This is a genomic window from Nibrella viscosa (genome assembly GCF_039541875.1).
In the GTDB taxonomy this organism is placed as follows: domain Bacteria; phylum Bacteroidota; class Bacteroidia; order Cytophagales; family Spirosomataceae; genus Nibrella; species Nibrella viscosa.
In genome coordinates, this window is the sequence record NZ_BAABHB010000002.1 from 245,639 (window position 1) to 266,622 (window position 20,984).

The following is a 20,984-nucleotide window of genomic DNA, read 5'->3' on the forward strand; positions in this document are numbered from 1 at the left end:
AGTTACTAAACTCCCCAGGGTTCGACAATGGTATTTGTGTAAACGGTTCAACGGCTCAGTTTACCGGTGTTTTCAGGCGCTGTAACGCCAGCGTCAGCCGGTTTATAACTTCTTCCTTTCCGATAATCTCCATGGTGATCATCAGGTCGGGACCGGCTCCGGAGCCGGTCAGGGCCAGCCGCATGGCCTGCATCACCTTGCCCTGCTTGATACCCGCCTGCTGCAACGCATCTGATAGCAGGTGCTTGATAGCGTCGGCGGTAAATTCGCCTTCGTATCCTTGCAAGGCTTCGCGGAACGCGGTGACGGCCCGAACGGCATCTTCGTTCCATTTTGCAGCCGCTATCGCTTCATCATATTGTTCAGGGGTATAGAAGAAGGCGCTCGCTTCGCCGAACATCTCGTGGGCAAAGTTTACCCGCTCTTTCAACAGGCCGGCTATTTTAACGGCCTTTTCCGGGGTGCAGTCCGGTCCCTGTCCGGCAGCCTGCTTTTGCAGTACGGGAGCCAGTTCCTCATTCGGTCGCTGGCGCAGGTACTGGTGATTAAACCAGTTGGCCTTCTGAATATCGAACCGTGCGCCGGCTTTGTGAATGTGTTCCAGGCTAAACGCTCCGATCAGTTCATCCATTGTAAATAGTTCCTGCTCGGTGCCGGGGTTCCAGCCCAGCAGGGCCAGAAAGTTGATAACGGCTTGGGGCAGATAACCATCTTCCCGGAAGCCGCGGGCTACAACACCCGAAAAAGGGTCGCGCCACGCCAGCGGAAATACCGGAAAACCACCTAATTCGGCATCGCGCTTGCTCAGCTTGCCGTTGCCTTCCGGTTTTAGCAGCAGCGGCAGGTGGGCAAACTTCGGCATGGTATCTTCCCAGCCGAGGTAGCGATACAGCAGCACGTGCAGGGGCGCCGACGGCAGCCATTCTTCACCCCGGATCACGTGCGTAATGCGCATCAGATGATCGTCGACCACATTGGCCAGGTGATACGTCGGCAGCCCATCGGATTTCAGCAGGACTTTGTCATCAATGGCCGAGGAATGCACATTGACCCAGCCCCGGATGAGGTCGTTAAAGCGGACTTCTTCCTTACGCGGGGTTTTCAGCCGGATCACGTGCGGCTCACCGGCCTCTATCCGGGCCTGTACCTCCTCCGGCTTCAGCGTCAGCGAATTTTTCATTTGCATCCGCGTGATGGCGTTGTACTGAGCCGCCGGCGCGTTGGCCGCTTCGAGCCGCTTGCGCATTTCGTCCAGCTCTTCGGGGGTATCGAAGGCGTAGTAAGCTTTGCCCTCGGCGACCAGCCGCTCAGCTTCCTTGCTGTATATGTCTTTCCGTTCCGATTGCCGGTAGGGGGCATCCGGCCCACCCACGCCCATGCCTTCGTCGATCTGAATGCCTACCCACTGCAACGCTTCCAGAATGTAGTCTTCGGCACCGGGCACAAAGCGGTTCTGGTCGGTATCTTCGATCCGCAGCAGCATCTGACCGCCATGCTTCCGGGCAAACAGGTAATTATAAAGTGCCGTCCGCACCCCACCGATATGCAGCGGCCCCGTGGGGCTAGGCGCAAAACGGACGCGGACAGTGTCTGAACCTGAATGGTCTGAACCAGGATTCATAGGATTACAAGGATTTTCTGGATGTTGTTGATACTCGTGTATGACTTAATCAGAACCGCCGGGCGGCCCCGCAGGACTGTTACAGGATTACAAGGATTTGCTGGATGTTATGCTGAAACTCGTCTGAAAGCTTAAACTTAACCCATTATCCTGTTCATCTTTTTAATCCTGTAAAAATCCTGCGGGGCCGCCCGGCGGTTCAGACGGCAACAGCAATCACCGAAATCTCTACGTTCACATCTCTGGGCAGGCGGGCCACTTCCACCGTTTCGCGGGCGGGATGGTGCGGTGCTCCGGATTCGCTGGTGAAAAAGCTGCCGTACACCTCGTTGATGGCCCCGAAGTTGTTCAGGTCTTTGACGAAGATGCTGGCTTTAACGATATTGCTGTAATCCAGGCCGGCTGCCTGCAGAATAGCCCCAATGTTTTCCATAACTTTACGGGTTTCGGCCTGGATATCACCCGATGCTGCAACGTCGATGGCGACCTGCCCCGATACGAACAGAAAGCCGTTCACCTTAATAGCCTGACTATAGGGGCCAATGGGCGCGGGTGCCTGGTCGGTATAAATAACTTCTTTCATAAACAATGTGCTTAAACCGTCTATTGTATGAGTAATCTGGCCGCAAGTTAGTAATCAAACCCATCGCATGGCAGTCGAAGAGTTAATCATCTTTGTCAAAAATCCTATACCTGGCACTGTTAAGACCCGCATCGCCCGCACCGTCGGCAACGACAAAGCGGCCGAGGTGTACCGCCATTTGCTTGCTTATACCCAGTCCCTGACCCGAACCCTGCCCTGGCATCGGGTCGTATACTACAGCGATTTCATCAACCCCAACGACGGTTGGAACAGCTACGAAAAACGGCTCCAGCAGGGCACCAACCTCGGTGAACGCATGAAGAATGCCTTCCGCGAACGCTTTAAGGCCGGTGCCCGGCGCGTCGTCATCATCGGCAGTGATTGTCTTGATCTCCGCGCCGAACATCTTAAACAAGCCTTCCGGAACCTCGACAGCGCGGAGGTGGTGATCGGTCCGGCCTCCGACGGGGGCTATTACCTGTTAGGCATGAAGCAATTACACCCGTTTCTGTTTGAAAACAAACCCTGGAGCCAGCCCGATCTGCTGAACCTTACCCTAACAGAAATCCAACAAAAGGGGGTATCCTATGCGTTATTAGAAGAGTTGACCGACATTGACGAGTGGGCCGATTACCTTCGGTATAGATAACAACTATGGCTACCTGGAAACAAGCGCTGCTAAACACGGCGGTTGATATTGAGGATCAGTTCGACCGGCTGAAAGGTCGTCTGTTCAGACGGCTGCACCAAAGCAAGCCGTACCAGATTGTGTATTACCGGGGCTTTGGCAGTCCCACGGCCGTCTGGCTGAAGGGCCGGGTGCTGCGCCAGCGTAAGCAGGACATGAGTACGCCCAGCGATAACGACACCGTCTGGAACAATATGCTGGCTACCTACCGGCGCTTTGGAAGTATTGAGGTGCCGGGGGTAACCGTAAAAATTGATACGTTCGGCGAAAGCTACACCACCGTTACCGACGAGGAAGGTTATTTCGAACTGACCATTACCCCGCCGGCTTCGCTGCTGCCCGGCCGGGCCTGGTTTCCGGTTCGCTACAGCCTCGTTGATATTACCCAGCCGACCGACGGTTCTGAAGTCAGCATCGATGGGCATCTGATGATTTCGCCGGAGTTCAGCAAATTTGGCGTTATCTCCGACATTGACGATACGGTGCTGGTGACTGGCGCCACCAGTCTGCTACAGGCCGCCCAGTTGACGTTTATGGGCAATGCGTATACCCGGTTGCCGTTTGCCGGGGTGGCGGCTTTTTACCGGGCGCTGCAAAGCGGGCCGGTTACCACGCTCTTCAACCCAATTTATTTTGTGTCCAGCAGTCCCTGGAATTTGTACGATCTGCTGGTCGATTTTTTCCGGATTCAGGGTATTCCCAAAGGCCCTATTCTGCTCCGGGATATTGGCCTGACCCGTGAGCACTTCCTGAAAAGTTCGCACGAAGCCCACAAGCTGGAGCAGATTAACCGGGTGCTGAACGTCAATCCGCAACTGCCGTTTGTCCTGATCGGCGACAGCGGCCAAAAAGACCCGGAGATTTACGCCCAGGTTGTTCGCGAGAATCCCGGCCGCATCCTGGCTGTTTACATCCGCGATGTGTCGCAGGACATTCGACAAGCAGATGTCCAGGCCATCATTCGCGAAATGGAAAGCCATAATGTGCCGATGCTGCTGGTACCGGATACCGTAGCAGCCGCCGAACATGCCGCCGACCTCGGCCTGATCGACTCCGATACCATCCCCGAAATCCGGGCTGAGCGCAGAGCCGATATAGTGGGCGACCCCAACGAGAAAGGGACACTTACAACGCAGAAATAGCCCAGGCTAAGCCGTTATTATGGTTGGCCACCAAGGATGCTGGCCAAAATACCGACTCCCCGCTCCATTTCCTCCGGGGTGCGGGAGGCAAAACCTAGCCGGGTGTGGTGAACTACAGGCTGGTCGGGTTGGTAAAAGCGACCATCGCTGAACACCAGTCCCTGTTCACGGCCACGGGCGGCTAACGCGGTGAGGTTTATGGCAGGCGAAAACGCTGCCCAGACCGCTAAGCCACCATCGGGCACGGTGAAAGAAATTGCATCATCAAAATGATCGCGTAGCAGTTGGCAAAAGGTATCCCGCCGTTGGTGGTATACCTTTTGTGCTTTTTTGAGGTGCCGCTGAATGTCACCTTCTGCCAGCATTTCGGCAATGGCCTGTTCCAGAACAGTGTCGCCCTGCCGGTCGATGATGCGCCGGCGGTAGCCGAGTTCTTCAATCAGGTTGGGCGGAGCCACCACGTAGCCAACCCGAAACGCCGGGGCTATGGATTTGGTAAAAGAACCTACATACACGACCATACCAGCCGAGTCGGCGCTGGCCAGCGGCAGGATTGGGCTGCCGGCGTAGTGGAAGTCGTAGTCGTAATCATCTTCCAGCACGATAATGCCAAACACCTCGGCTAGTTGCAACAGCCGTACCCGGCGCTCGGCACTGAGGGTGACCGTGGTGGGGTGATGGTGATGCGGAGTTACGTAGACCATCCGGACCGGCCCCTCACGACAGTGTTCCGCTAAAGCCTCGACATTGATACCATATTCATCGACCGGAATGGGCAGCAACGCGGTTCCCCGATCGGCAAAGATCATGTTGGCTGTCCGGTAATTGGGTTGCCCAACGGCTACCACATCGCCGGGAGCGAGCAGAATCTGAGCCAGGAGGTAAATCGCCATGACACTGCCTCGTGTGGTGAAGATATGATCGGGCGTCGCCGGAATACCCCGGCTGTCATGCAGATACCGGGCGAGTTGCTGGCGGAAAAACAAACTGCCGTTGGTGTCGGAGTAGTTCAGCAGGTGATTCTGAAAACCTCGTTTTAGAATGTTCCGGTAGTTACGCGCCAACTGCTCAATAGGGGCCAGCCTGACATCCGGAAAGCCATCATCAAACGTCAGGTCTGAACTGGGTTTAAGTACCGGAATCGCCAGCTGCTTTTGCTTACCGAACGAGTAGCCGGTTTGCTGCGCCAGACCAGGCTTGGGCGATTCAGCAATTGGCCGTGGTTTGACTTCCGGTAATTGACTGCTGACGAAGGTACCCCGGGCCGGATGCTGTACCAGCCAGCCCTGCGCTGTCAGATCGTCGTAGGCCGCAATAACGGTTTTCCGATGCACTTCCAGCAGTTCGGCGAGTACCCGGCTCCCCGGCAATTTGGTGTTGGCGGGGAGTACACCCTGACGGATGTGACGGATCAGTGCATTGACAATCTGAGTGGATAAAGAAGCCGGTGCCTGTCGATCCAGCACAATTAGTGTTTTGTACGGAAGCATAAACTGGACTACTAACTGTTTAGAAACTGGTAGCCAGTAGTAGTCCGGCAAATAAATAGGTTTGTGGAGGTAAAAACAACTACAGGATATGATTACCTCCCGCACCAAACTCACCCGCCTGCCCAAGCGCGGCTTCCACGACCCGGAGACTATTTACCCGATTCTGGATCAGGGCCTCGTCTGCCACGTCAGCTATGTGCTACATGGGCAGCCATTCACCATTCCGATTGCATATTGCCGGATTGACGCCACCATTTACATTCACGGCTCCGTCGGCAGTCACTTCTTCCGCGAACTGGCCAAAGGGGTAGACGTTTGCGTATCGGTAACGATGATTGATGCACTGGTACTGGCCCGCTCCGCATTTCACCACTCGGTCAATTACCGGTCGGTGGTGGCCTTTGGCAAAACCCAGGTGGTGGAAGACGAAGACGAACGGTGGCTGGTGCTGGAACGGATCACGGAGCATCTGGTACCCGGCCGTTGGGCCGACGTGCGCCAGCCCAACGCCAGTGAACTAAAGAAAACGATGGTTATTGCCATACCCATCAACGAAGCCTCGGCTAAAGTCCGCACCGGTGGCGTCAACGACGATCCGGAAGATGCCGACTTGCCTTACTGGGCCGGTGTAGTGCCTCTCTCTACTACCTACCACACCCCCATCCCTGACCCGGATTTGCGGGAGGGGATTGAGGTGCCTGGGTATTTGAGTTGGGAATAGGTTATGTCGAGGTCAGCGCCGAAGCGTCGGACCGCCCGCTGGCCCGTACATTACTGGCTCCACTCCGTCGGCGTCCGATCCCAGCGGTGGCCTTTGAGTTCGTCCAATAATTCTTGAGAAAGACCTGTGCCGTCGCTGGCAGCGGTGTTGGCTTCGACATTGCGGATTTTGCGCATACCGGGGATCGTGGTGTGAACATCCGGATTGCTCAGGATGAACCGGAGCGCCATTTCGGCCATGGTCATACCGGGCGGGATCAGCGGTTTTAAGGCTTCGGCATGGTCGACGCTGGCGTTCAGGTTTTCGGGGACGAAGTAAGTCGAGCGCCAGTCGTCGGCGGGGAAGGTCGTTTCTTTGGTCAACGTGCCGGTGAGGGTCCCTTCGTCGAACGGCACGCGGGCGATGACGCCGATGTTTAGCTCTCGGCAGAGCGGGAACAGGTTGTCTTCCGGATTCTGGTCGAAGATGTTGTAGATGACCTGCACAGCATCAATCAGGTTGGTACGGAGCGTGTTCAGGCAGTTATCCGGCTCCCAGCGGTTGACGCTGATGCCCCACGCCCGTACTTTGCCTTCCTGCGTCAGTTTGGTCACAGCTTCTTTCCACTCGTCGCGGTCGGCCCAGCCGTCTTCCCAGACGTGAAACTGTTGCAGGTCGATGGTCTCGACGCCCAGGTTCTTCAGGCTTTTCTCGGTGTATTCCACAATGTAATCGGCCGGAAATACTTCATCCAGCGAGAACTGTGGCTTCGAGGGCCACTTGCGGTTTTTGGGCGGAATCTTGGTGGCGGCATACAACCGCTTACCGGCATGGCGCTTCAGCAGATCGCGCAGGATCTGTTCGCTAACACCATCGCCATAGGCCCAGGCCGTGTCGAAAAAATTACAGCCGCGCTCCACTGACAGTTCCAGGGCTTTGTACACTTCATCCTGATCGGAGCCGGTCCAGCCCGCCAGGCCCCACATACCGTAACCAATTTCGCTAACTTGCCAGCCGGTTCGGCCAAAGGTTCTATATTGCATCGTTGGAGTTATGAGTTAAGAGTGATGAGTTATGAGTTAAAGTTTAGCCAGAATGGCTTGATGCACCATTTCGGTGGGCAAAGGTAGAAAAGGATAGCTCGTAACTCCTAATCTTAGGCTCATTACCGGCGGGCGGCCCCGTCTTACTTCATAACTTATCACTCATAACTCTTAATTCTCCACTCCCTTATGCCTGAAATTTTGCTTTACGGCGCTACTGGCTACACGGCCGGGCTGATTATTGAACTGGCTTCATCGTACGGAATAAACATTGTATTGGCCGGACGAAGTGCAGAGAAGCTAAAGTCACTGGCTGAACGGCATGCGCTGCCGTATCGGGTGGCTGATTTACAGGATGCGGCAGCGCTCGATGCCATGCTACAGGATATCCCGGTGGTGCTGCATTGCGCCGGACCTTTTATCCGCACCGCCCTGCTGATGCAGCAGGGCTGCCTGCGAACGGGAACGCATTATCTGGATATTACCGGTGAAATTCCAGTCTTTGAACAAGGTATGGCCTTGCATCAGGCGGCAATCGAAAAGAATATTATGCTGATGTCGGGCGTTGGCTTCGATGTGGTGCCTACCGACTGCATGGCGTTATACCTCAAACAGCGATTGCCGGATGCCACCCATCTGCAACTGGCTATTCATAATCAGGATGGGGCTGTGTCGCGCGGAACAGCTTTGACGGTGGTGGAGGGTTTAGGCGAAGGCAGTCAGGTACGCGAAAACGGGAAGCTAAAAACCGTGCCGATCACCCACAAAGCTATGTCGGTGCCGTTTAAAGCGGATAAATCGCTGCTGTGCATGACAATACCCTGGGGTGATTTGGCGACGGCTTACCATACCACCGGCATCCCGAACATTGAAACCTTTATGGCTACTCCGCCGATGGCCATCCGGGCGGCTAAACTGGCCAATTATTTTACCTGGCTGTTGCGCAGCCGCTGGTTCAGGCAGTTCGCCCAACGGCGCATCAACCGCTCCCTGACCGGTCCTGACGAACAGGTACGTGGGAAAGCCCGGTCGATGGTGTGGGGCAAAGCCTGGAACAGCCGGGGCACGAGCGTACAGGCCCGGCTGGAAGGGCCGGAAGCCTATACACTCACTGCCCTAACCGCCTTGCTGATTACCCGAAACGTATTGGACGGCCACTGGGAACCGGGCTACCAGACCCCCGCAGCCGTGTATGGCCCCGAGCTAATCCTCAAAGTTCCCAACACCACCCGCGAAGATATTCCAGTTAACTCATAACACATTGCTCCAAAGATGCTCATCCGCTTTGTCCGCATGACTTTCCAGCCCGATAAACTCGGCGAGTTTATGGCTATTTTCGATCAGTCGAAAGACAAAATCAGAGCCTTTCCGGGTTGCCGGCATCTGGAACTGCTGCGGGATATTGATAAGCCAAACGTACGAATTACCTACAGCTTTTGGGCGTCGCCCGAGGCCCTGGAAGCATACCGGCAGTCGGAGCTGTTTCGAACCACCTGGGCAGCTACCAAAATGCTGTTTGCCGACAAGCCGGTTGCGTTTTCGGCGGAGAAAATAATGGAGCTTTAGGCAACTGCGCCACCCTATTTCCTAAAAGCCTTCCTTCGGCAATTCCTGTTTGAACGCTTACAAACATTTTGTTAGCCAACAGCAGGTGTTGTTCCGATGGCAGGTCGTTTGTTTCTTCTTTTGAGCAGGCGACTTATCCAAAAGCCTGCGAGTGCCACGGCTATACCCGCTAAAAACCCTTTTGTCATATTGATCAGGTCTGTCAGCGAGTCTCCGCCAACGAGCCGTTGGGTAATCTGCCAGCGACCATCTCTGTATACCCAGAAGTCGATAATGTTGCTGGTAATGGTGAAGGGAACGCGGCTTACCTTAAAGCTCATCCTGGAGTTGACCATGGCCGCCGAATCACCCTTCATGTGTACCTTCATAAAATGGTAATGCGTATTTGACCAGTCCATTTCCTGCGCATTCTTTAGCCAGGTAGCTCGACTTACGGTTTCACCGTCACCTACGCCACCCAGGGTATATTCTGCTGCCAGGTAGTTGTTAAGGGCTGTAAAATCTTTTCGCTCCAGGGCCTGCATCCAGTCAATGGCGTGTTGCTTTACTAGTTGGGAGTTCTCCTGCGCCCGGGCAGGCCTGTTGCCGATCAGAAAAGAAACGAGCAGTAGCAACAAAATGTACTTCGGTTTCATGCAGTAAACAGATTAAAAATAAGGAAAAAGATGGGATTCGGTATTGAGGGCCATTCCGGCAGTTGTCAAATAAGGCAGGCAACGCGTGCTGATTAGTGCCTAAATTAATGGTTGGGTTTTTACAAACCTACTTCCTGGCTCGCTGGCGGTATTGTAAAAAAATCGCCATTTATCAAACGGTTAATCTGGTGCCAGGCAGAGGTTCAGCAGGCAGGTGCTTTGCTCAAATGCCCGGTTTTGGAAGTAATCGCGATATTAGTAAAACCGGTAACAGGGGGCCACATAAAAGCCCGGCACACGCCGGGCTTTTTCGGTTTAGTTCTTTTCTTCCTCGCCCTCCAAACTGGGTACGGTTATTACCGGCCCGAAGAACAGTGCGTTCAGGAACAGCTTGTTGGTGCCGTACCAGGCTGCCCGGAAGTTGGGGTTGTCGGCAAACAGAATGATCCGGCCGGCTCCTTCGCCACTGACCAGAATAGCCGCCGAATTGGCCACCCGCTTCAGTACGGTAGGATGTACATACCCACCCACCAGCGGACTCGCCTTATACTGCGCCACCGTGTTATACGGGCTTTGACTGGGTTGCAGAATCGTCAGACCATTGCGGAATACCGGTACGGTACGGTCGGTAAATCCAAAGCCGATCGGGTGCGTATTGTCGAGGTCGACGGTGAAGATACTGCCGCCCTGGGCTTTGGCTCCTTCCCAGTTGGTGGCCTCGTCGTAGTTGTAGCGCAGGCTGCGTTTGGTGGTATCGACGGGTAACAGCTTCTCTTTGGTCAGTCCCTGTTTGATGGCCCATTCGGAGCCGGTTTTGAACGTAACCAGCGTACCGCCGTTCTGCACCCAGTTCTTGACTTTGTCGGCAGTCGGTTTGTCGGTCGGATACTGTCCTGATACCATAATGAGCGTGGTGTAGCGGTTCAGGTTGGCGCGGAGGAGGGCGCTCAGGTCCAGTTTCGTAACGGGCATACCCACCCGCTGATCGAGGAGGTGCCAGATTTCGCCGGCTTCGTAAGCGCTTACGCCCGGTCCAACCAGCATCAGGGCTTCCGGCTTTCGTAGCGTCCGTACGTTATTGCTGCCGATATCTACGCCTTTGACGCTGTAACCGCTCTCCAAACTTTGCACCGCAATACCAGCCTGCTTACCCACCGCACTCACCAGCCGGTACAGCGAATCCGGCGAGAGCAGTTGCTGCTGCACCGGAACAATCAGCGTGCCGTAGCCGTACGCCCGTTCCTGTCCACCGGTCCGGGCCGTAAAGGGTTTAAAGGCGGTTTTCACAATGGCTCCCCCGCTTTGCAAGGCATATAGTGCTTTGTAGGCGTTATAGTCTGTTACATCCACCAGATAGGCGTAGGGACTTCGGCTTACCGGCGCAACGTTCACCATGAGCGGCTGGGTTATGGCTTTCCCTAACGGCAGATTAGTCTGGGCATTGCGTCCCGTTCCCGCCATCAATTCCGCGTAGGGCATGTTGAATGAGTGGACCAGCGACCAGGTAGAGGCATCGTAGAACAGGCTGTCGCTGTAGGGGATCTGCTTCTCAAACGCTGAGCGGACCATGATGTAATTGCGCTGCTCGGTCGGTACCACATAGGCCTCCCCCTTGCGGAAGGTCTTGCCCCCGGCCGTGACCTCCCGATCCAGTTCATGTACCTCAATCTGGTGCCGGCGCAGCAGGTTAATGAACGAATAGGCGCGGGTGAGGTCCTGCGGATCGCCGAATACATAGCCTTTCACCGGACTTTTGCGGGCCTGATCGAGCGCCGTCTTGAAAAAGTCCCGGCGCATCCGCAGTAGGTTATTCTTTTCAGCGAGCGACGCCCGGATGGTGGTTAGGGCCGCCGTCAACTGATTGCGGACGGTAAACGCAAAGGTGATGGGGATGGTGGTCGTTTCCTGCGTAAAGCCTCGGGCGCTTGCCTGCTCGAACAGAAAACCGGCTCCGCCGTAGAAGTTGGTGTAGCTGGAACCGTAGCCGGGATACAGTTTATCGAAGGTCTCTTTGGTAAAGTACAATGAGCCGAGGTTGTTCATGGCTTTGGCAAAATGCTCGCCGAACGTCGGGTAGATGGTATCGTAGAGGTACGCCGGCACCAGCGGGTTGTTGCTGGACGCTTTGCCCGGGTCGAAGTAGAACGTAGCGTTGGTACCCATCTCGTGGTGGTCGACCACCACATACGGCATCCAGCGGTGAAACCACTGCACATGCGCCTGTGCTTCGGGGTGGGCGCAGAGGAACCAGTCGCGGTTAGGATCGAACCAGTAGTGGTTCATGCGGCCGCCGGGCCAGATTTCGTTATGCTCCCGGTCGAGCGGGTCGGCTACAAACGGACTGCCTTTGTGCATATTGGCCCAGTTGGCAAACCGATCGCGGCCGTCGGGGTTCAGAATCGGCTCCACAAAAACGACCATGTCGTTCAGCCACTTTTTTGTTTCTTCACTTTCCGAAGCGGTCAGGTAATAGGCGGTCAGCATGGTCGATTCGCCACCGGAGGGCTCGTTGCCGTGAACGTTGGCCCCAATCTGGATCACCAGCGGCATTTCATCATTACCCGGCTGCGTAGCGCGGGATAGGTTGGCCTGCCGGATGTTCTCCAGCCGGGCGTAGTTGGTAGGAGCGGTAAAGGAGGCCATAATAAGCGGCCGGTGCTCGTAGGTCTGCCCGATGACCTCCACGCTGACGCGGTCCGACAGCCGGTCGAGTTCGCGGAAGTATTCCACAATTTTGTCGTAGCGGGTCATGTGGGTGCCGATGGGGTAGCCCAGAAACTGCTCGGGCGTGGGGATGGCCGGGTTCAGCGGACCGGCGTTGGGGAAGAAATAGGATTGCTGGGCGTAGGTCAGTTGACAAAGCAATAGCCCGGCCACCCATAAAAAGCGTAGCAATTTTTTCATTGAAGTGGGTACGTCGTTAGATTAAGAACATGCAACGGCTCTAAAGATAGCGAAAAAGCCGAATGACTTCAGCCAACGAGCGAGGAGAAGTGCTTAGGAACCTAACAGGTAGTTTGTCCGAAGATTATTGAAATTGAGGGCAGGAAGGTTGTTGCCCTGCAAGTAATAACAAAAGTCTAGGTCATCGGTCAGTACAAGGTACTGCCGTTTGGCTAGTTCATAAGAGACCGTATCACTTAACCCGAATTTTGTGAAAACTGGCTGATTAGTCACCATAGTTTGATAACTCGGCAGATACACTTCTTCCAATACCTGAATCTGTTGGGGAAAATAGGAGAGTAGCGGGCCGCACTGGTACGTTGTACCTTCCAGCAGGTTACTTGCCTCGGATAAAATGTTAGGGGTAGTTACTGCTTTAGGAAAAAAGCTGATGAAGCGGATGAGCAGGTCAAAGTCGGCAGGGGCATAATTGCGGGTACGTTTGTATTGCTCAATGCGCTTTCGATCATAAAGGCCGACGGCATACAAAACTAGGAGGTTGGCATCAATCAGTACACCTGCCATTTGGCGGAGGTCCTGAACGGTCATTGTTGTAGCTCTCTAATCTTCATAGACACTACTTTACCACTTTCAGCATCAATTTTAAAAATTTTATATTTTCTTTCTTTTTGCTTGCCGATAGGCAAAAAGGGAGTTATGACTTGGTCCAATTCAGTAACTGGAAAACTGAGTGTAATCAGCCATGAGTTTTGAGCATCATCCATTTCGATTTCTTCAATCAAAGCTCCATCAATATCTGGATAGATGTCTTTGTAATATTCAAGCGCTTTTTGGGCGGCTTCTTTGAATGTTAGCATAGTTCTCAATAGTATTGGCCTACAAAACTATCAATTTTTACATGAGCCGGTTAGTTCCTGCCTACCAAAAAGGCGATGCCCTATTAGCCGACATCGAAGCGGCTCGCGCCCAGCCGGATGCGCTCCATATCTGGTGGCTGGGCCAAAGCGGTTTTCTGCTGCAATATGCCGGTACCCATATTCTGTTTGACCCGTACCTGTCGGATTCGTTGACCAGCAAATACGCCAATACCGATAAGCCGCACGTCCGGCTGTCGGAGCGGGTAATCGATCCGGCCCGGCTGACGATGGTCGATGTGGTTACCTCCAGCCACAACCATACTGACCATTTGGATGCCGAAACACTGCTGCCGCTGTTTACCGCCAGTCCGCAGGTCCAGTTCATCATTCCGGAAGCAAATCGGGCGTTTGTCGTTGAGCGGCTGCACGGTGCCACCGCTTTTCCGGTCGGCCTGAACGATGGTGAGCAGGTAGTTGTCAGCGGCATTACGGTCTACGGCGTTCCGGCCGCGCATAACAACCTCGAACGGGATGAGCAGGGACGATGCAGGTTCATGGGCTATGTGGCGGAAATGGGGCCGTATACCGTCTATCACTCCGGTGATACGCTCTGGTATGAGGGTATAGTTGATGTGCTGCGACCTTTTAAAGTAGATGTGGCGTTTCTGCCCATCAACGGTAACAAGCCCGAACGGCGCGTAGCCGGCAACCTGAACGCCGACGAAGCTGCCCGGTTAGGTAAAGAGATCGGGGCTAACCTGGTAATTCCGCACCACTATGACATGTTTGCCTTCAACACCGCCGACCCGGCCGACTTTGTGCAGGCCTGTGAACAGCACGGTACGCCTTACCGGGTATTGCAGTTGGGGGAACGGGTAACCATAAGCCAATAAATTGCCCATGTTTAACCCAAAACCCTTATTGCTGAAGTTGCTTTGGGCTTTCGCCGGGCTTCTTGTTTGCTATTGTTTAGCCAATGCACAGACGGCTAAACAAGGGCGTTTGGCAGTAATAATAGCCGATGCCGGTACCGGTAAGCCAACGCCGGTGCGAGTGCGGCTTACGCAGGCCAGTCGGCCCGTACCGGCGTTGCCGCCCGAAGCCGCTGCGGTGATGTATGGCCTTTGGGATCATGCTGATGGCTACGGCTTCCAACCCGACAGTGCCGTGTACGTACCCGGTACATTTACGCTATCGCTGCCGCCGGGCCGGTATGAACTTACCCTATCGAAAGGGCCGGAATACCTCGACCAACGGCATGAGCTGGTCATTCAGGCTGGCAAGACGCTAAAAAAGTCGTACAAAATGGCCCGCTGGATAAACACGGCCGATCGGGGCTGGTATTCGGCGGATGGGCATATCCATATCCGGCGCTCCCCGCGGGAAGATCCGTTGCTGATGCATTGGCTACAGGCCGAAGACCTCCGGGTGGGCGTGCTGTTGCGCATGGGCGATTTCTGGGAGACGTACTATCCGCAATACGCATGGGGGGAAAAGGGCGTTTACCAGTCGGGTAATTACCTGCTGACCTCCGGTCAGGAAGACCCGCGCACGCCCGAAGTTGGTCATGCCGTGGGTATTGGAGCCTCAGACCGGGTGCGCTACCGGGATGAATATTACCTGTACGATAAAGTGTTCGATCAGCTTCACAAACTTGGTGGCGTAACCGGTTATGCGCATCAGGCGGAGTCGTTTCACGGCTACCGGGGCCTGGTGCTGGATGGGCTGCGCGGTAAAGTAGATATGCTGGAACTGCTCCAGTTCTGCGTGTCGGAGCAGCCGCTGCGGACAGATCATTATTACCACATGCTTGATATAGGCATACCGCTGACGGCAACGGCGGGTTCCGATTTCCCCTGGTGCGGGCACGACCACGAAACCGGTCCACCCGAACGGACGGCCCGCATCGGCAACGCCCGGTTCTACACCTACCTCAACGGCCCGTTTTCGTACCGGAACTGGAAAGCCGGTTTAGCCGCCGGCCACACCTTCGTATCCAGCGGACCGGTGCTGGAATTAAAGGTAAACACTGCCATACCCGGCGATCGGCTGAACGTAAAAGCCGGCGAAAATATGACGATAACCGCCCATGCCTACGGCCATGCAGTGCAGGTGCCGCTGGAGGCCCTGGAGATTGTTAGCCACGGCAAGGTTATAGCGCGGGTAACAAAAGGACAAACAGGACAATCCTCGGAACATCTGACGCTGACGCTGGACCAGAGGAATCTGCAGCGGGGGATGTGGGTTGCGGCCCGGTGCATTGCCGGTCCGCAGCAGGCCGCCCACACCACACCGGTGTACGTAACGGTTGATGGGGGCGGTTTCCACAATCCCGAAACCGCCGGGCACTACCTTACCTTAAGCGAACAGTACCTGACCGAACTGGAACAGGAACTGGATAAAGACCGGCAAAAACCGGAGTTTCAGGCCTGGTATTACCGAAAAGCGCTGAAAACCCGCATCGACGAAACCCGAAAGGTAATCGATGACTTGCGCAAAAAGTTGAAATGAATTAGTTTGAAGTCTGTAGTCTGTAGTTTGAAGTTGCTTCGCCTGTTTATCCTCTATAGTCACCGGGTAGTTAGACAGGCGAAGCAACCTCAAACTATAAACCCTCTTCCTTTTCCCTCGTATGAAAACAACCATTCTCCTGCTGGCCTGCGTGGCCGGCACGGCGTTTGCCCAGACGCCCAATTTCAAACTTCAGGTTATCGATAACCAGATTGCCATCGGCTACGGCCTGGCCATTGGTGATGTCGATGGCGACCGTAAGCCGGATATCTTGATGGCCGACCAGAAAGAAATTGTATGGTACCGCAACCCCGGCACCAAAACCGGCGACTGGAAGCGTAACGTGATGGCGCGTAATCTGACGCCCGAAGATAATGTCTGCATTGCTGCCCGCGACCTCGACGGCGACGGTAAAGTAGAAGTAGCCGTGGGTGCCGGCTGGAACCCCGCCGAAACCAACGATACTACCAAATCGGGTGCCGTGTTTTACCTGATCCGGCCCAAAGACCCCACCCAAACCTGGGAGCCGGTACGGCTGCACCATGAGGTGACGACCCACCGCATGAAGTGGGCTAAAGTAGGCAATAACCGGTACCAGCTCATTGTGGTACCCCTGCACGGGCGAGGAAACAAGAATGGCGAAGGCAAGGGCGTGAAGATCCTGGCCTACGACTTCCCGAAAAATCCAAGGGGTGCCTGGAAAACCAGCCTGGTCGATTCTACGCTGCACATGACGCACAACTTCGAGCTATGGGAAGATGGCCCGCAGACCCGCATGGTGATCGGCAGCAAAGAAGGAGGCAAAATTGTAGCCTGGCGTAACGGCCGCTGGGAAGCTACCGGCGAGTGGGTTGGTAAAGGCGACGGCATCGGCGAAATCCGGCGCGGCAAACCCGGTCTGGTCGCGGCTGTGGAGCCTATGCACGGCAACAAACTCGTCGTGTATCAGAACAGCCCGGTTACCCTGACCGATAAGATGAATCAGGGCCACGCCATCGTGGTGGAGGATTTCCGGCGTATGGGCAGCGATCAGATTGCCGTGGGCTGGCGCAACCCTAATGCCGACAAGAAAGTAGGCGTCCGGCTGTTTGTCCCGCAGGCCGACGGTAGCTGGCAGGAGCAGGTACTGGACGATAGCGTGATGATGGCCTGCGAAGACCTCCAGGCCGCCGACCTCGACGGCGACGGCGACCTGGATCTCATTGCCTCCGGCCGGGCAACCCTGAATGTACTGGTGTACTGGAATCAGACGATCCCGTAACGTACCCATGATGGACCGCCATTGTACATCAATGATTATTAATCCAGTTCAGCAGACGATCTACATCCGGCTTTTTGAAAAGCTGAGTGCCGGGATTCATGGTGGCGGCTGTGCCGCAGGCTACGCCCAGCCGCACCATTTCGCTGAACGACTGTCCCTGCGATAACGCATACACCATGCCGCCGACCATACTGTCGCCGGCACCAACCGTGCTTTGCTTGCGGACGGTTGGTGTATGCACGTGCTCGTAGGTGTCTTTGGTGACCAGCATGGCACCCCCCGGTCCGAGCGAGACCACGACCACTTCGCAGTCGCCCCGGTTGATGATTTCCATAGCAGCATCATCGACATCGCTCATTTCCAGCGTTTCAACGCCGGCCATTCTGGAGAGTTCGCCCAGGTTGGGTTTGAGCAGGAAAACGCCTTCGTTAGCGGCTGCTTTCAGCGGTTCGCCGGAGGTATCCAGAATGAAACGGGCATTTAGTTTTTTTGCCCGCCGGGCAACCATGGCGTAGAATTCGTCGGCGATGCCGGGAGGGAGGCTACCGCTGGCGACAATGTAATCGGGTCTGGCAGGAAGATTTTCCAGCGCGGCCAGGCAGGCATCAGTTTCGCCGGGGGTGAGGGTAGGACCGGGCATACCAAACCGGAACTGGTGATTGGTGGAGGTTTCGGTGACGATGAAGTTTTCGCGGGTCAGCCCTTCAATACCGATGATCTGGTGTTCAATGCCTTCTTTTTCGACAAGGTTCTGGAGCATCAGGCCCATAGCTCCGCCCGAGGTAAACAGAGCCAGCGAATGGCCCCCCAACCGGCTGATGGCCTTGGAGACATTGATACCACCACCGCCGGCATCGTAGCGGGGGCTGGCGCAGCGGAGCTTGTGGTCGGCGGCTAAGCGGTCAACGGTAGTGCTGGTGTCAACCGTGGGATTTAACGTGAGGGTTACAATCATGATGATTCCCGGACGGCTGGTATGGTTTATCAGCCGACATGGGACAAAGGTACACCGAATAAAAAAGATGGCGCCCTCTTCCGAACGCCATCTTTTCAACTGGTCTTATAAATGAACCAATTAACTGGCTGAATACCGATCGCCGGCGGTGTGCTGATTCAGTTGAATGCCGGCGTTGCGGAGGGCTACGGCCATTTCGTTCAACTGGTCATGCAGCTCGCTGCTAAACTCGGTTCGGGTGCTCAGGAGCTTAATTTCCTGGGCGAGGGCTTCCATTTGATCCTGGACTTCCTGCGCGTTCGGGTTCTCCTGCTGTAGCTGGTTTACTAAATTATCCAGAGCGCGCGATACCTCTCCGGTTTTGTCGTGGCTGCGGAGTATCTCCTGCCACTGGTCAATCCCGCCGTTCTGGTCACCCCGTCGAAGGGTATCCAGAGTAGACCGGACCGAATTATTAGCTTGTTGATGCGTGGCCATAGCTATTAAACGTTTCTGCTGAAATTGTACAATGCCACTGAGAGCTCCTCCAGTCGGGCCGCCCAGATGTCGGCCGTGTCGGCCGTGCGGGCAGCCTCATGGGCCTGATTGGCCAGACTGACCAATAAACCGTGCATGACACTGCTATTGGGCGATGGCTTCTTTAGTTCATCCCGTAAATCCCGCAACGAATTCCGGACAACAGCCAGATTCAGATTGCCGTCCAGGGCATTCAGCCATCCTTCAATCAGGAGTTTCCCGTGACTTTCGGATAGCAGCTTCGTTTCATTGCCGTGCTGAAAAGCACCCAGGGTGTCAATCAGCATATGTTCGGCTCGTTCAACCGTTTCCATACCTATTCTGGGTTTTAGTGAATGGATTACTGAGTCTAAATTACTGAGTATCGGCCTGATTGGAAAGCCGGTCGCTAAACTGCTGAAGCGCCGTGACCAATCCTTTCATACGGGTAAACAGATCACCTTCCGGCCCAACCTCCGTGCTTAAGAACTGGGTTTTATCAGCCAGCTCCTTTAGCGTCTGGTACAGCTCATCCGGATTGGGCTGCCCGGCGGTCAACTGGTGTTTCAGTTGTTCCAGGGCACCGGCAACCTCTCTCGTATTTTCACTGTCCCGCAGGGCCTGTATCCACTGATCGACCAGACCTATACTCTCCTGAGACGCTACCGATGCCGGTTCGCCTTCCAGCGCCGTCATGGTAGCATCCAGCAGATTAGTTGATTTTTCGTGTGACAGCATACGTTTACAATTGAACCGCAAACTTGCGGATGGCTGTAGCCAGTTCTTCAAGTTCGGTCGCCGTGTTTTCGTCGACGTTCCGGCTTTGTCCAATCTGAGCCGTATGGTCGGCCAGATCGAGCAAAATGCCCCGGATGCGCTCCGGGTCGGGATTGGCTAATTGAAGCTGACCTTTCAGCTCCCGCAGCCGCTGTTCGACCAGCGTAGCTATATTGTTTCCTTCGACTACCTTAATCCAGTTATCGACCAGGAAAATACCATCCTGTGGTGCTACCTCGCTGGTCTCCGAGCCCTCGATCAGATCAAGTGTCCGGATCATTATTTTATTTTCAAGTGCGTTTGAAGGCATGATTTAGTTTGAGGTTTGAAGTCTGAAGTTTGAGGTTGTGGATAGTCTAACTTCAGACTTCAAACCTCAAACTTCAAACTAATTTTAAACTGTCGTTGAAAGCTGGCCGGCGAAGTTGCGCAGGGCGGTTGAGAGGCTGGTTAGCCGCGATGGGTAGTCGCCACCGGCCTGGGGTGCAATTCGGTCGGTATGGTCGGCGAGGGCTTCGAGCAGCGAGCGCAGCCGTTGATTGTTAGGCATGTTGCCTTGCAGTTCTTCCCGCAGTTTGCGCATGATGTCGACCATGTCTTCCGCTAAAGGGTGAGTCTTCAGCGACGAAAACCAGTCATTTATCAAAGAAAGACCTTCTTGCGGAGTGGCTGCGTTAGCGCCAGGGTCAAACGCTTTTATTGTTTCATCGATCAGCGTTGTGGCGGTTGCGCCGGCTGACTGCGAATGTTGATGCGCCATATGAACGTTGAGTATTTAAAATGTAATCGGTTGTACTGATTAACGGAAAGAGGTATGACGATGTTTTGCCGGAGCAGTCCGGTCATTTAAGGCCGGTGTCTACCTAAGTCCTGGTTAGGTATTGGGCTAGTTTGATGATGAGCCGGTTTCCTCCTCGGCCTGCCCTCCGCTAATACCGTGACCGCCTAAACGCCCACCCGCCTGGCCGGGTTTCGTTACGTTCGATTCGCCGGTTTCGGTGCCCGAATTACTGGTGCCTTCTTCCTGCGTACTGCCGGTGCCGTACCCTGAGCCGTACGAACCGCCCCCCTGCGTGTTGCCGTCGGCATCGGCGGTTTCATCGCCGGTATCACCGCCCGGCGCACTGCTGGTATTCGTCTGCGGATCGACCGTACTGCTGCGGGTGCTGTCGACGTAGGTGGTATCGTTGGACGAACTCTGGTCGCTGCCATCGGTACTGTCGGTATTGTTGGCGCCGGGCTGGCGGACCGAAGTGGTGCTCATGCCCGTAACGGTGCCGGCACCAGGGGCCTTTCCACCCGTATTGGCCGGACCGGATTCGCCGGCCAGTTGCTTGCGGAAGGTGTCGAGCGCAGCCGCCAGCATGTTCAGCGACGGTCGCTGGTTATCATCGGCCGAGTCGGCAAAGCCACGGGTTTCTTCAACCAGTTGGTCCAGCATATCGGCAATGCGGTCCGTTTTCGGGTTGCCGCTTTGGAGTTCCAGTTTGAGTTCGCTTAGGGTGTTCGCCACCGGATTGGTGGAGGCATCGCCACTGTGTAAGGCGCTCACCCAGTTATCGATCAGGGCAATACCATCCATCGGCGATACGGTGGCTACGCTGCCGTTGAAGGTATTGATGGTTTCGTCGATGAGAGCGGTGGCAAATTGACTTTGTGCCATAACGTTGAGTAAATCAGAAAGTTGCTAAATGAAGTAATATCGTTATCTGGCCATTGCGGTACCGAAGTCTTTAAGCTGGGTGGCCAGAGGTTC

At 55.0% G+C, this 20,984-nt stretch carries 22 protein-coding genes and 1 pseudogene; 8 read left to right on the forward strand and 15 right to left on the reverse strand.

The window, feature by feature from the left end; all coding sequences use genetic code 11:
• Nucleotides 1-55: 55 nt before the first annotated feature.
• Together gltX and ABD931_RS05655 are read right to left on the reverse strand one after the other, a co-directional pair.
• The gene (gene gltX / locus ABD931_RS05650; protein ID WP_345264822.1) at nucleotides 56-1,621 is read right to left on the reverse strand and encodes a glutamate--tRNA ligase; all 1,566 of its coding nucleotides are present in this window, start codon (nucleotides 1,619-1,621) and stop codon (nucleotides 56-58) included.
• 199 nt (nucleotides 1,622-1,820) lie between these two features.
• Nucleotides 1,821-2,204, reverse strand: a complete 384-nt coding sequence (locus tag ABD931_RS05655; protein WP_345264824.1) for a Rid family detoxifying hydrolase — start codon at nucleotides 2,202-2,204, stop codon at nucleotides 1,821-1,823.
• A gap of 67 nt (nucleotides 2,205-2,271) precedes the next feature.
• On the opposite strand from ABD931_RS05655, the gene ABD931_RS05660 reads away from it, so the two are divergent.
• Both ABD931_RS05660 and ABD931_RS05665 read left to right on the forward strand, forming a co-directional pair.
• Nucleotides 2,272-2,853: a TIGR04282 family arsenosugar biosynthesis glycosyltransferase gene (locus ABD931_RS05660; protein ID WP_345264826.1), complete on the forward strand. Its 582-nt coding sequence runs from the start codon at nucleotides 2,272-2,274 to the stop codon at nucleotides 2,851-2,853.
• 5 nt (nucleotides 2,854-2,858) lie between these two features.
• Nucleotides 2,859-4,034, forward strand: a complete 1,176-nt coding sequence (locus ABD931_RS05665) for an App1 family protein phosphatidate phosphatase (protein WP_345264828.1) — start codon at nucleotides 2,859-2,861, stop codon at nucleotides 4,032-4,034.
• Between the two features lie 17 nt (nucleotides 4,035-4,051).
• Here the strand turns inward: ABD931_RS05665 and pdxR are convergent, their stop codons facing one another.
• A complete protein-coding gene (gene pdxR / locus ABD931_RS05670; RefSeq protein WP_345264830.1) occupies nucleotides 4,052-5,524 on the reverse strand; it encodes a MocR-like pyridoxine biosynthesis transcription factor PdxR in 1,473 nt (490 codons plus the stop codon).
• Between the two features lie 88 nt (nucleotides 5,525-5,612).
• Between pdxR and ABD931_RS05675 the strand changes: the two genes are divergently transcribed.
• Nucleotides 5,613-6,245 (forward strand): pyridoxamine 5'-phosphate oxidase family protein, encoded by a 633-nt coding sequence (locus ABD931_RS05675; protein WP_345264832.1) that lies wholly within the window; start codon nucleotides 5,613-5,615, stop codon nucleotides 6,243-6,245.
• Between the two features lie 50 nt (nucleotides 6,246-6,295).
• Here the strand turns inward: ABD931_RS05675 and ABD931_RS05680 are convergent, their stop codons facing one another.
• Nucleotides 6,296-7,267 carry an aldo/keto reductase gene (locus tag ABD931_RS05680; RefSeq protein WP_345264834.1) on the reverse strand — a complete coding sequence of 324 codons (972 nt, stop codon included), beginning with the start codon at nucleotides 7,265-7,267 and terminating at the stop codon, nucleotides 6,296-6,298.
• A gap of 189 nt (nucleotides 7,268-7,456) precedes the next feature.
• On the opposite strand from ABD931_RS05680, the gene ABD931_RS05685 reads away from it, so the two are divergent.
• Nucleotides 7,457-8,524, forward strand: a complete 1,068-nt coding sequence (locus tag ABD931_RS05685) for a saccharopine dehydrogenase family protein (protein ID WP_345264836.1) — start codon at nucleotides 7,457-7,459, stop codon at nucleotides 8,522-8,524.
• Between the two features lie 15 nt (nucleotides 8,525-8,539).
• Nucleotides 8,540-8,833 (forward strand): putative quinol monooxygenase, encoded by a 294-nt coding sequence (locus tag ABD931_RS05690; protein ID WP_345264838.1) that lies wholly within the window; start codon nucleotides 8,540-8,542, stop codon nucleotides 8,831-8,833.
• Nucleotides 8,834-8,904: 71 nt separating this feature from the next.
• Here ABD931_RS05690 and ABD931_RS05695 read toward each other — a convergent pair whose 3' ends face one another.
• The 4 genes from ABD931_RS05695 to ABD931_RS05710 form a co-directional block, all read right to left on the reverse strand.
• Nucleotides 8,905-9,468 carry a nuclear transport factor 2 family protein gene (locus ABD931_RS05695; protein WP_345264840.1) on the reverse strand — a complete coding sequence of 188 codons (564 nt, stop codon included), beginning with the start codon at nucleotides 9,466-9,468 and terminating at the stop codon, nucleotides 8,905-8,907.
• Nucleotides 9,469-9,783: 315 nt separating this feature from the next.
• The gene (locus tag ABD931_RS05700) at nucleotides 9,784-12,372 is read right to left on the reverse strand and encodes a M14 family zinc carboxypeptidase (RefSeq protein ID WP_345264842.1); all 2,589 of its coding nucleotides are present in this window, start codon (nucleotides 12,370-12,372) and stop codon (nucleotides 9,784-9,786) included.
• A gap of 93 nt (nucleotides 12,373-12,465) precedes the next feature.
• Nucleotides 12,466-12,960, reverse strand: coding sequence for a PIN domain-containing protein (locus ABD931_RS05705; protein WP_345264844.1), 495 nt, complete (start codon nucleotides 12,958-12,960; stop codon nucleotides 12,466-12,468).
• Entirely contained in the window at nucleotides 12,957-13,229 is a 273-nt protein-coding gene (locus tag ABD931_RS05710) for a hypothetical protein (protein WP_345264846.1), read from the reverse strand. The genes ABD931_RS05705 and ABD931_RS05710 overlap by 4 nt, the downstream gene beginning before the upstream one ends.
• A 41-nt stretch (nucleotides 13,230-13,270) precedes the next feature.
• Between ABD931_RS05710 and ABD931_RS05715 the strand changes: the two genes are divergently transcribed.
• The 3 genes and pseudogenes from ABD931_RS05715 to ABD931_RS05725 all read left to right on the forward strand — a co-directional run bounded on the left by ABD931_RS05715 (nucleotide 13,271) and on the right by ABD931_RS05725 (nucleotide 17,001).
• The gene (locus ABD931_RS05715) at nucleotides 13,271-14,122 is read left to right on the forward strand and encodes an MBL fold metallo-hydrolase (RefSeq protein WP_345264848.1); all 852 of its coding nucleotides are present in this window, start codon (nucleotides 13,271-13,273) and stop codon (nucleotides 14,120-14,122) included.
• 412 nt (nucleotides 14,123-14,534) lie between these two features.
• Nucleotides 14,535-15,473: pseudogene (locus ABD931_RS29235) on the forward strand (CehA/McbA family metallohydrolase); the annotation flags it as partial.
• Between the two features lie 388 nt (nucleotides 15,474-15,861).
• Complete coding sequence (locus ABD931_RS05725) at nucleotides 15,862-17,001, forward strand: FG-GAP repeat domain-containing protein (protein WP_345264852.1); 1,140 nt, start codon at nucleotides 15,862-15,864, stop codon at nucleotides 16,999-17,001.
• 28 nt (nucleotides 17,002-17,029) lie between these two features.
• Here ABD931_RS05725 and ABD931_RS05730 read toward each other — a convergent pair whose 3' ends face one another.
• The 7 genes from ABD931_RS05730 to ABD931_RS05760 all read right to left on the reverse strand — a co-directional run bounded on the left by ABD931_RS05730 (nucleotide 17,030) and on the right by ABD931_RS05760 (nucleotide 20,891).
• A complete protein-coding gene (locus ABD931_RS05730; RefSeq protein WP_345264854.1) occupies nucleotides 17,030-17,956 on the reverse strand; it encodes a 1-phosphofructokinase family hexose kinase in 927 nt (308 codons plus the stop codon).
• A 120-nt stretch (nucleotides 17,957-18,076) separates the two neighbouring features.
• Nucleotides 18,077-18,433 carry a hypothetical protein gene (locus ABD931_RS05735; RefSeq protein ID WP_345264856.1) on the reverse strand — a complete coding sequence of 119 codons (357 nt, stop codon included), beginning with the start codon at nucleotides 18,431-18,433 and terminating at the stop codon, nucleotides 18,077-18,079.
• Nucleotides 18,434-18,438: 5 nt separating this feature from the next.
• Complete coding sequence (locus ABD931_RS05740; RefSeq protein WP_345264858.1) at nucleotides 18,439-18,786, reverse strand: hypothetical protein; 348 nt, start codon at nucleotides 18,784-18,786, stop codon at nucleotides 18,439-18,441.
• 40 nt (nucleotides 18,787-18,826) lie between these two features.
• Nucleotides 18,827-19,189: a hypothetical protein gene (locus ABD931_RS05745; protein ID WP_345264860.1), complete on the reverse strand. Its 363-nt coding sequence runs from the start codon at nucleotides 19,187-19,189 to the stop codon at nucleotides 18,827-18,829.
• A gap of 4 nt (nucleotides 19,190-19,193) precedes the next feature.
• On the reverse strand, nucleotides 19,194-19,538 hold the full coding sequence (locus ABD931_RS05750; RefSeq protein WP_345264862.1) for a hypothetical protein: 345 nt from the start codon (nucleotides 19,536-19,538) through the stop codon (nucleotides 19,194-19,196).
• 84 nt (nucleotides 19,539-19,622) lie between these two features.
• Nucleotides 19,623-19,988: a hypothetical protein gene (locus ABD931_RS05755; protein WP_345264864.1), complete on the reverse strand. Its 366-nt coding sequence runs from the start codon at nucleotides 19,986-19,988 to the stop codon at nucleotides 19,623-19,625.
• Nucleotides 19,989-20,114: 126 nt separating this feature from the next.
• Nucleotides 20,115-20,891 (reverse strand): hypothetical protein, encoded by a 777-nt coding sequence (locus tag ABD931_RS05760; RefSeq protein WP_345264866.1) that lies wholly within the window; start codon nucleotides 20,889-20,891, stop codon nucleotides 20,115-20,117.
• Nucleotides 20,892-20,984 lie beyond the last annotated feature (93 nt).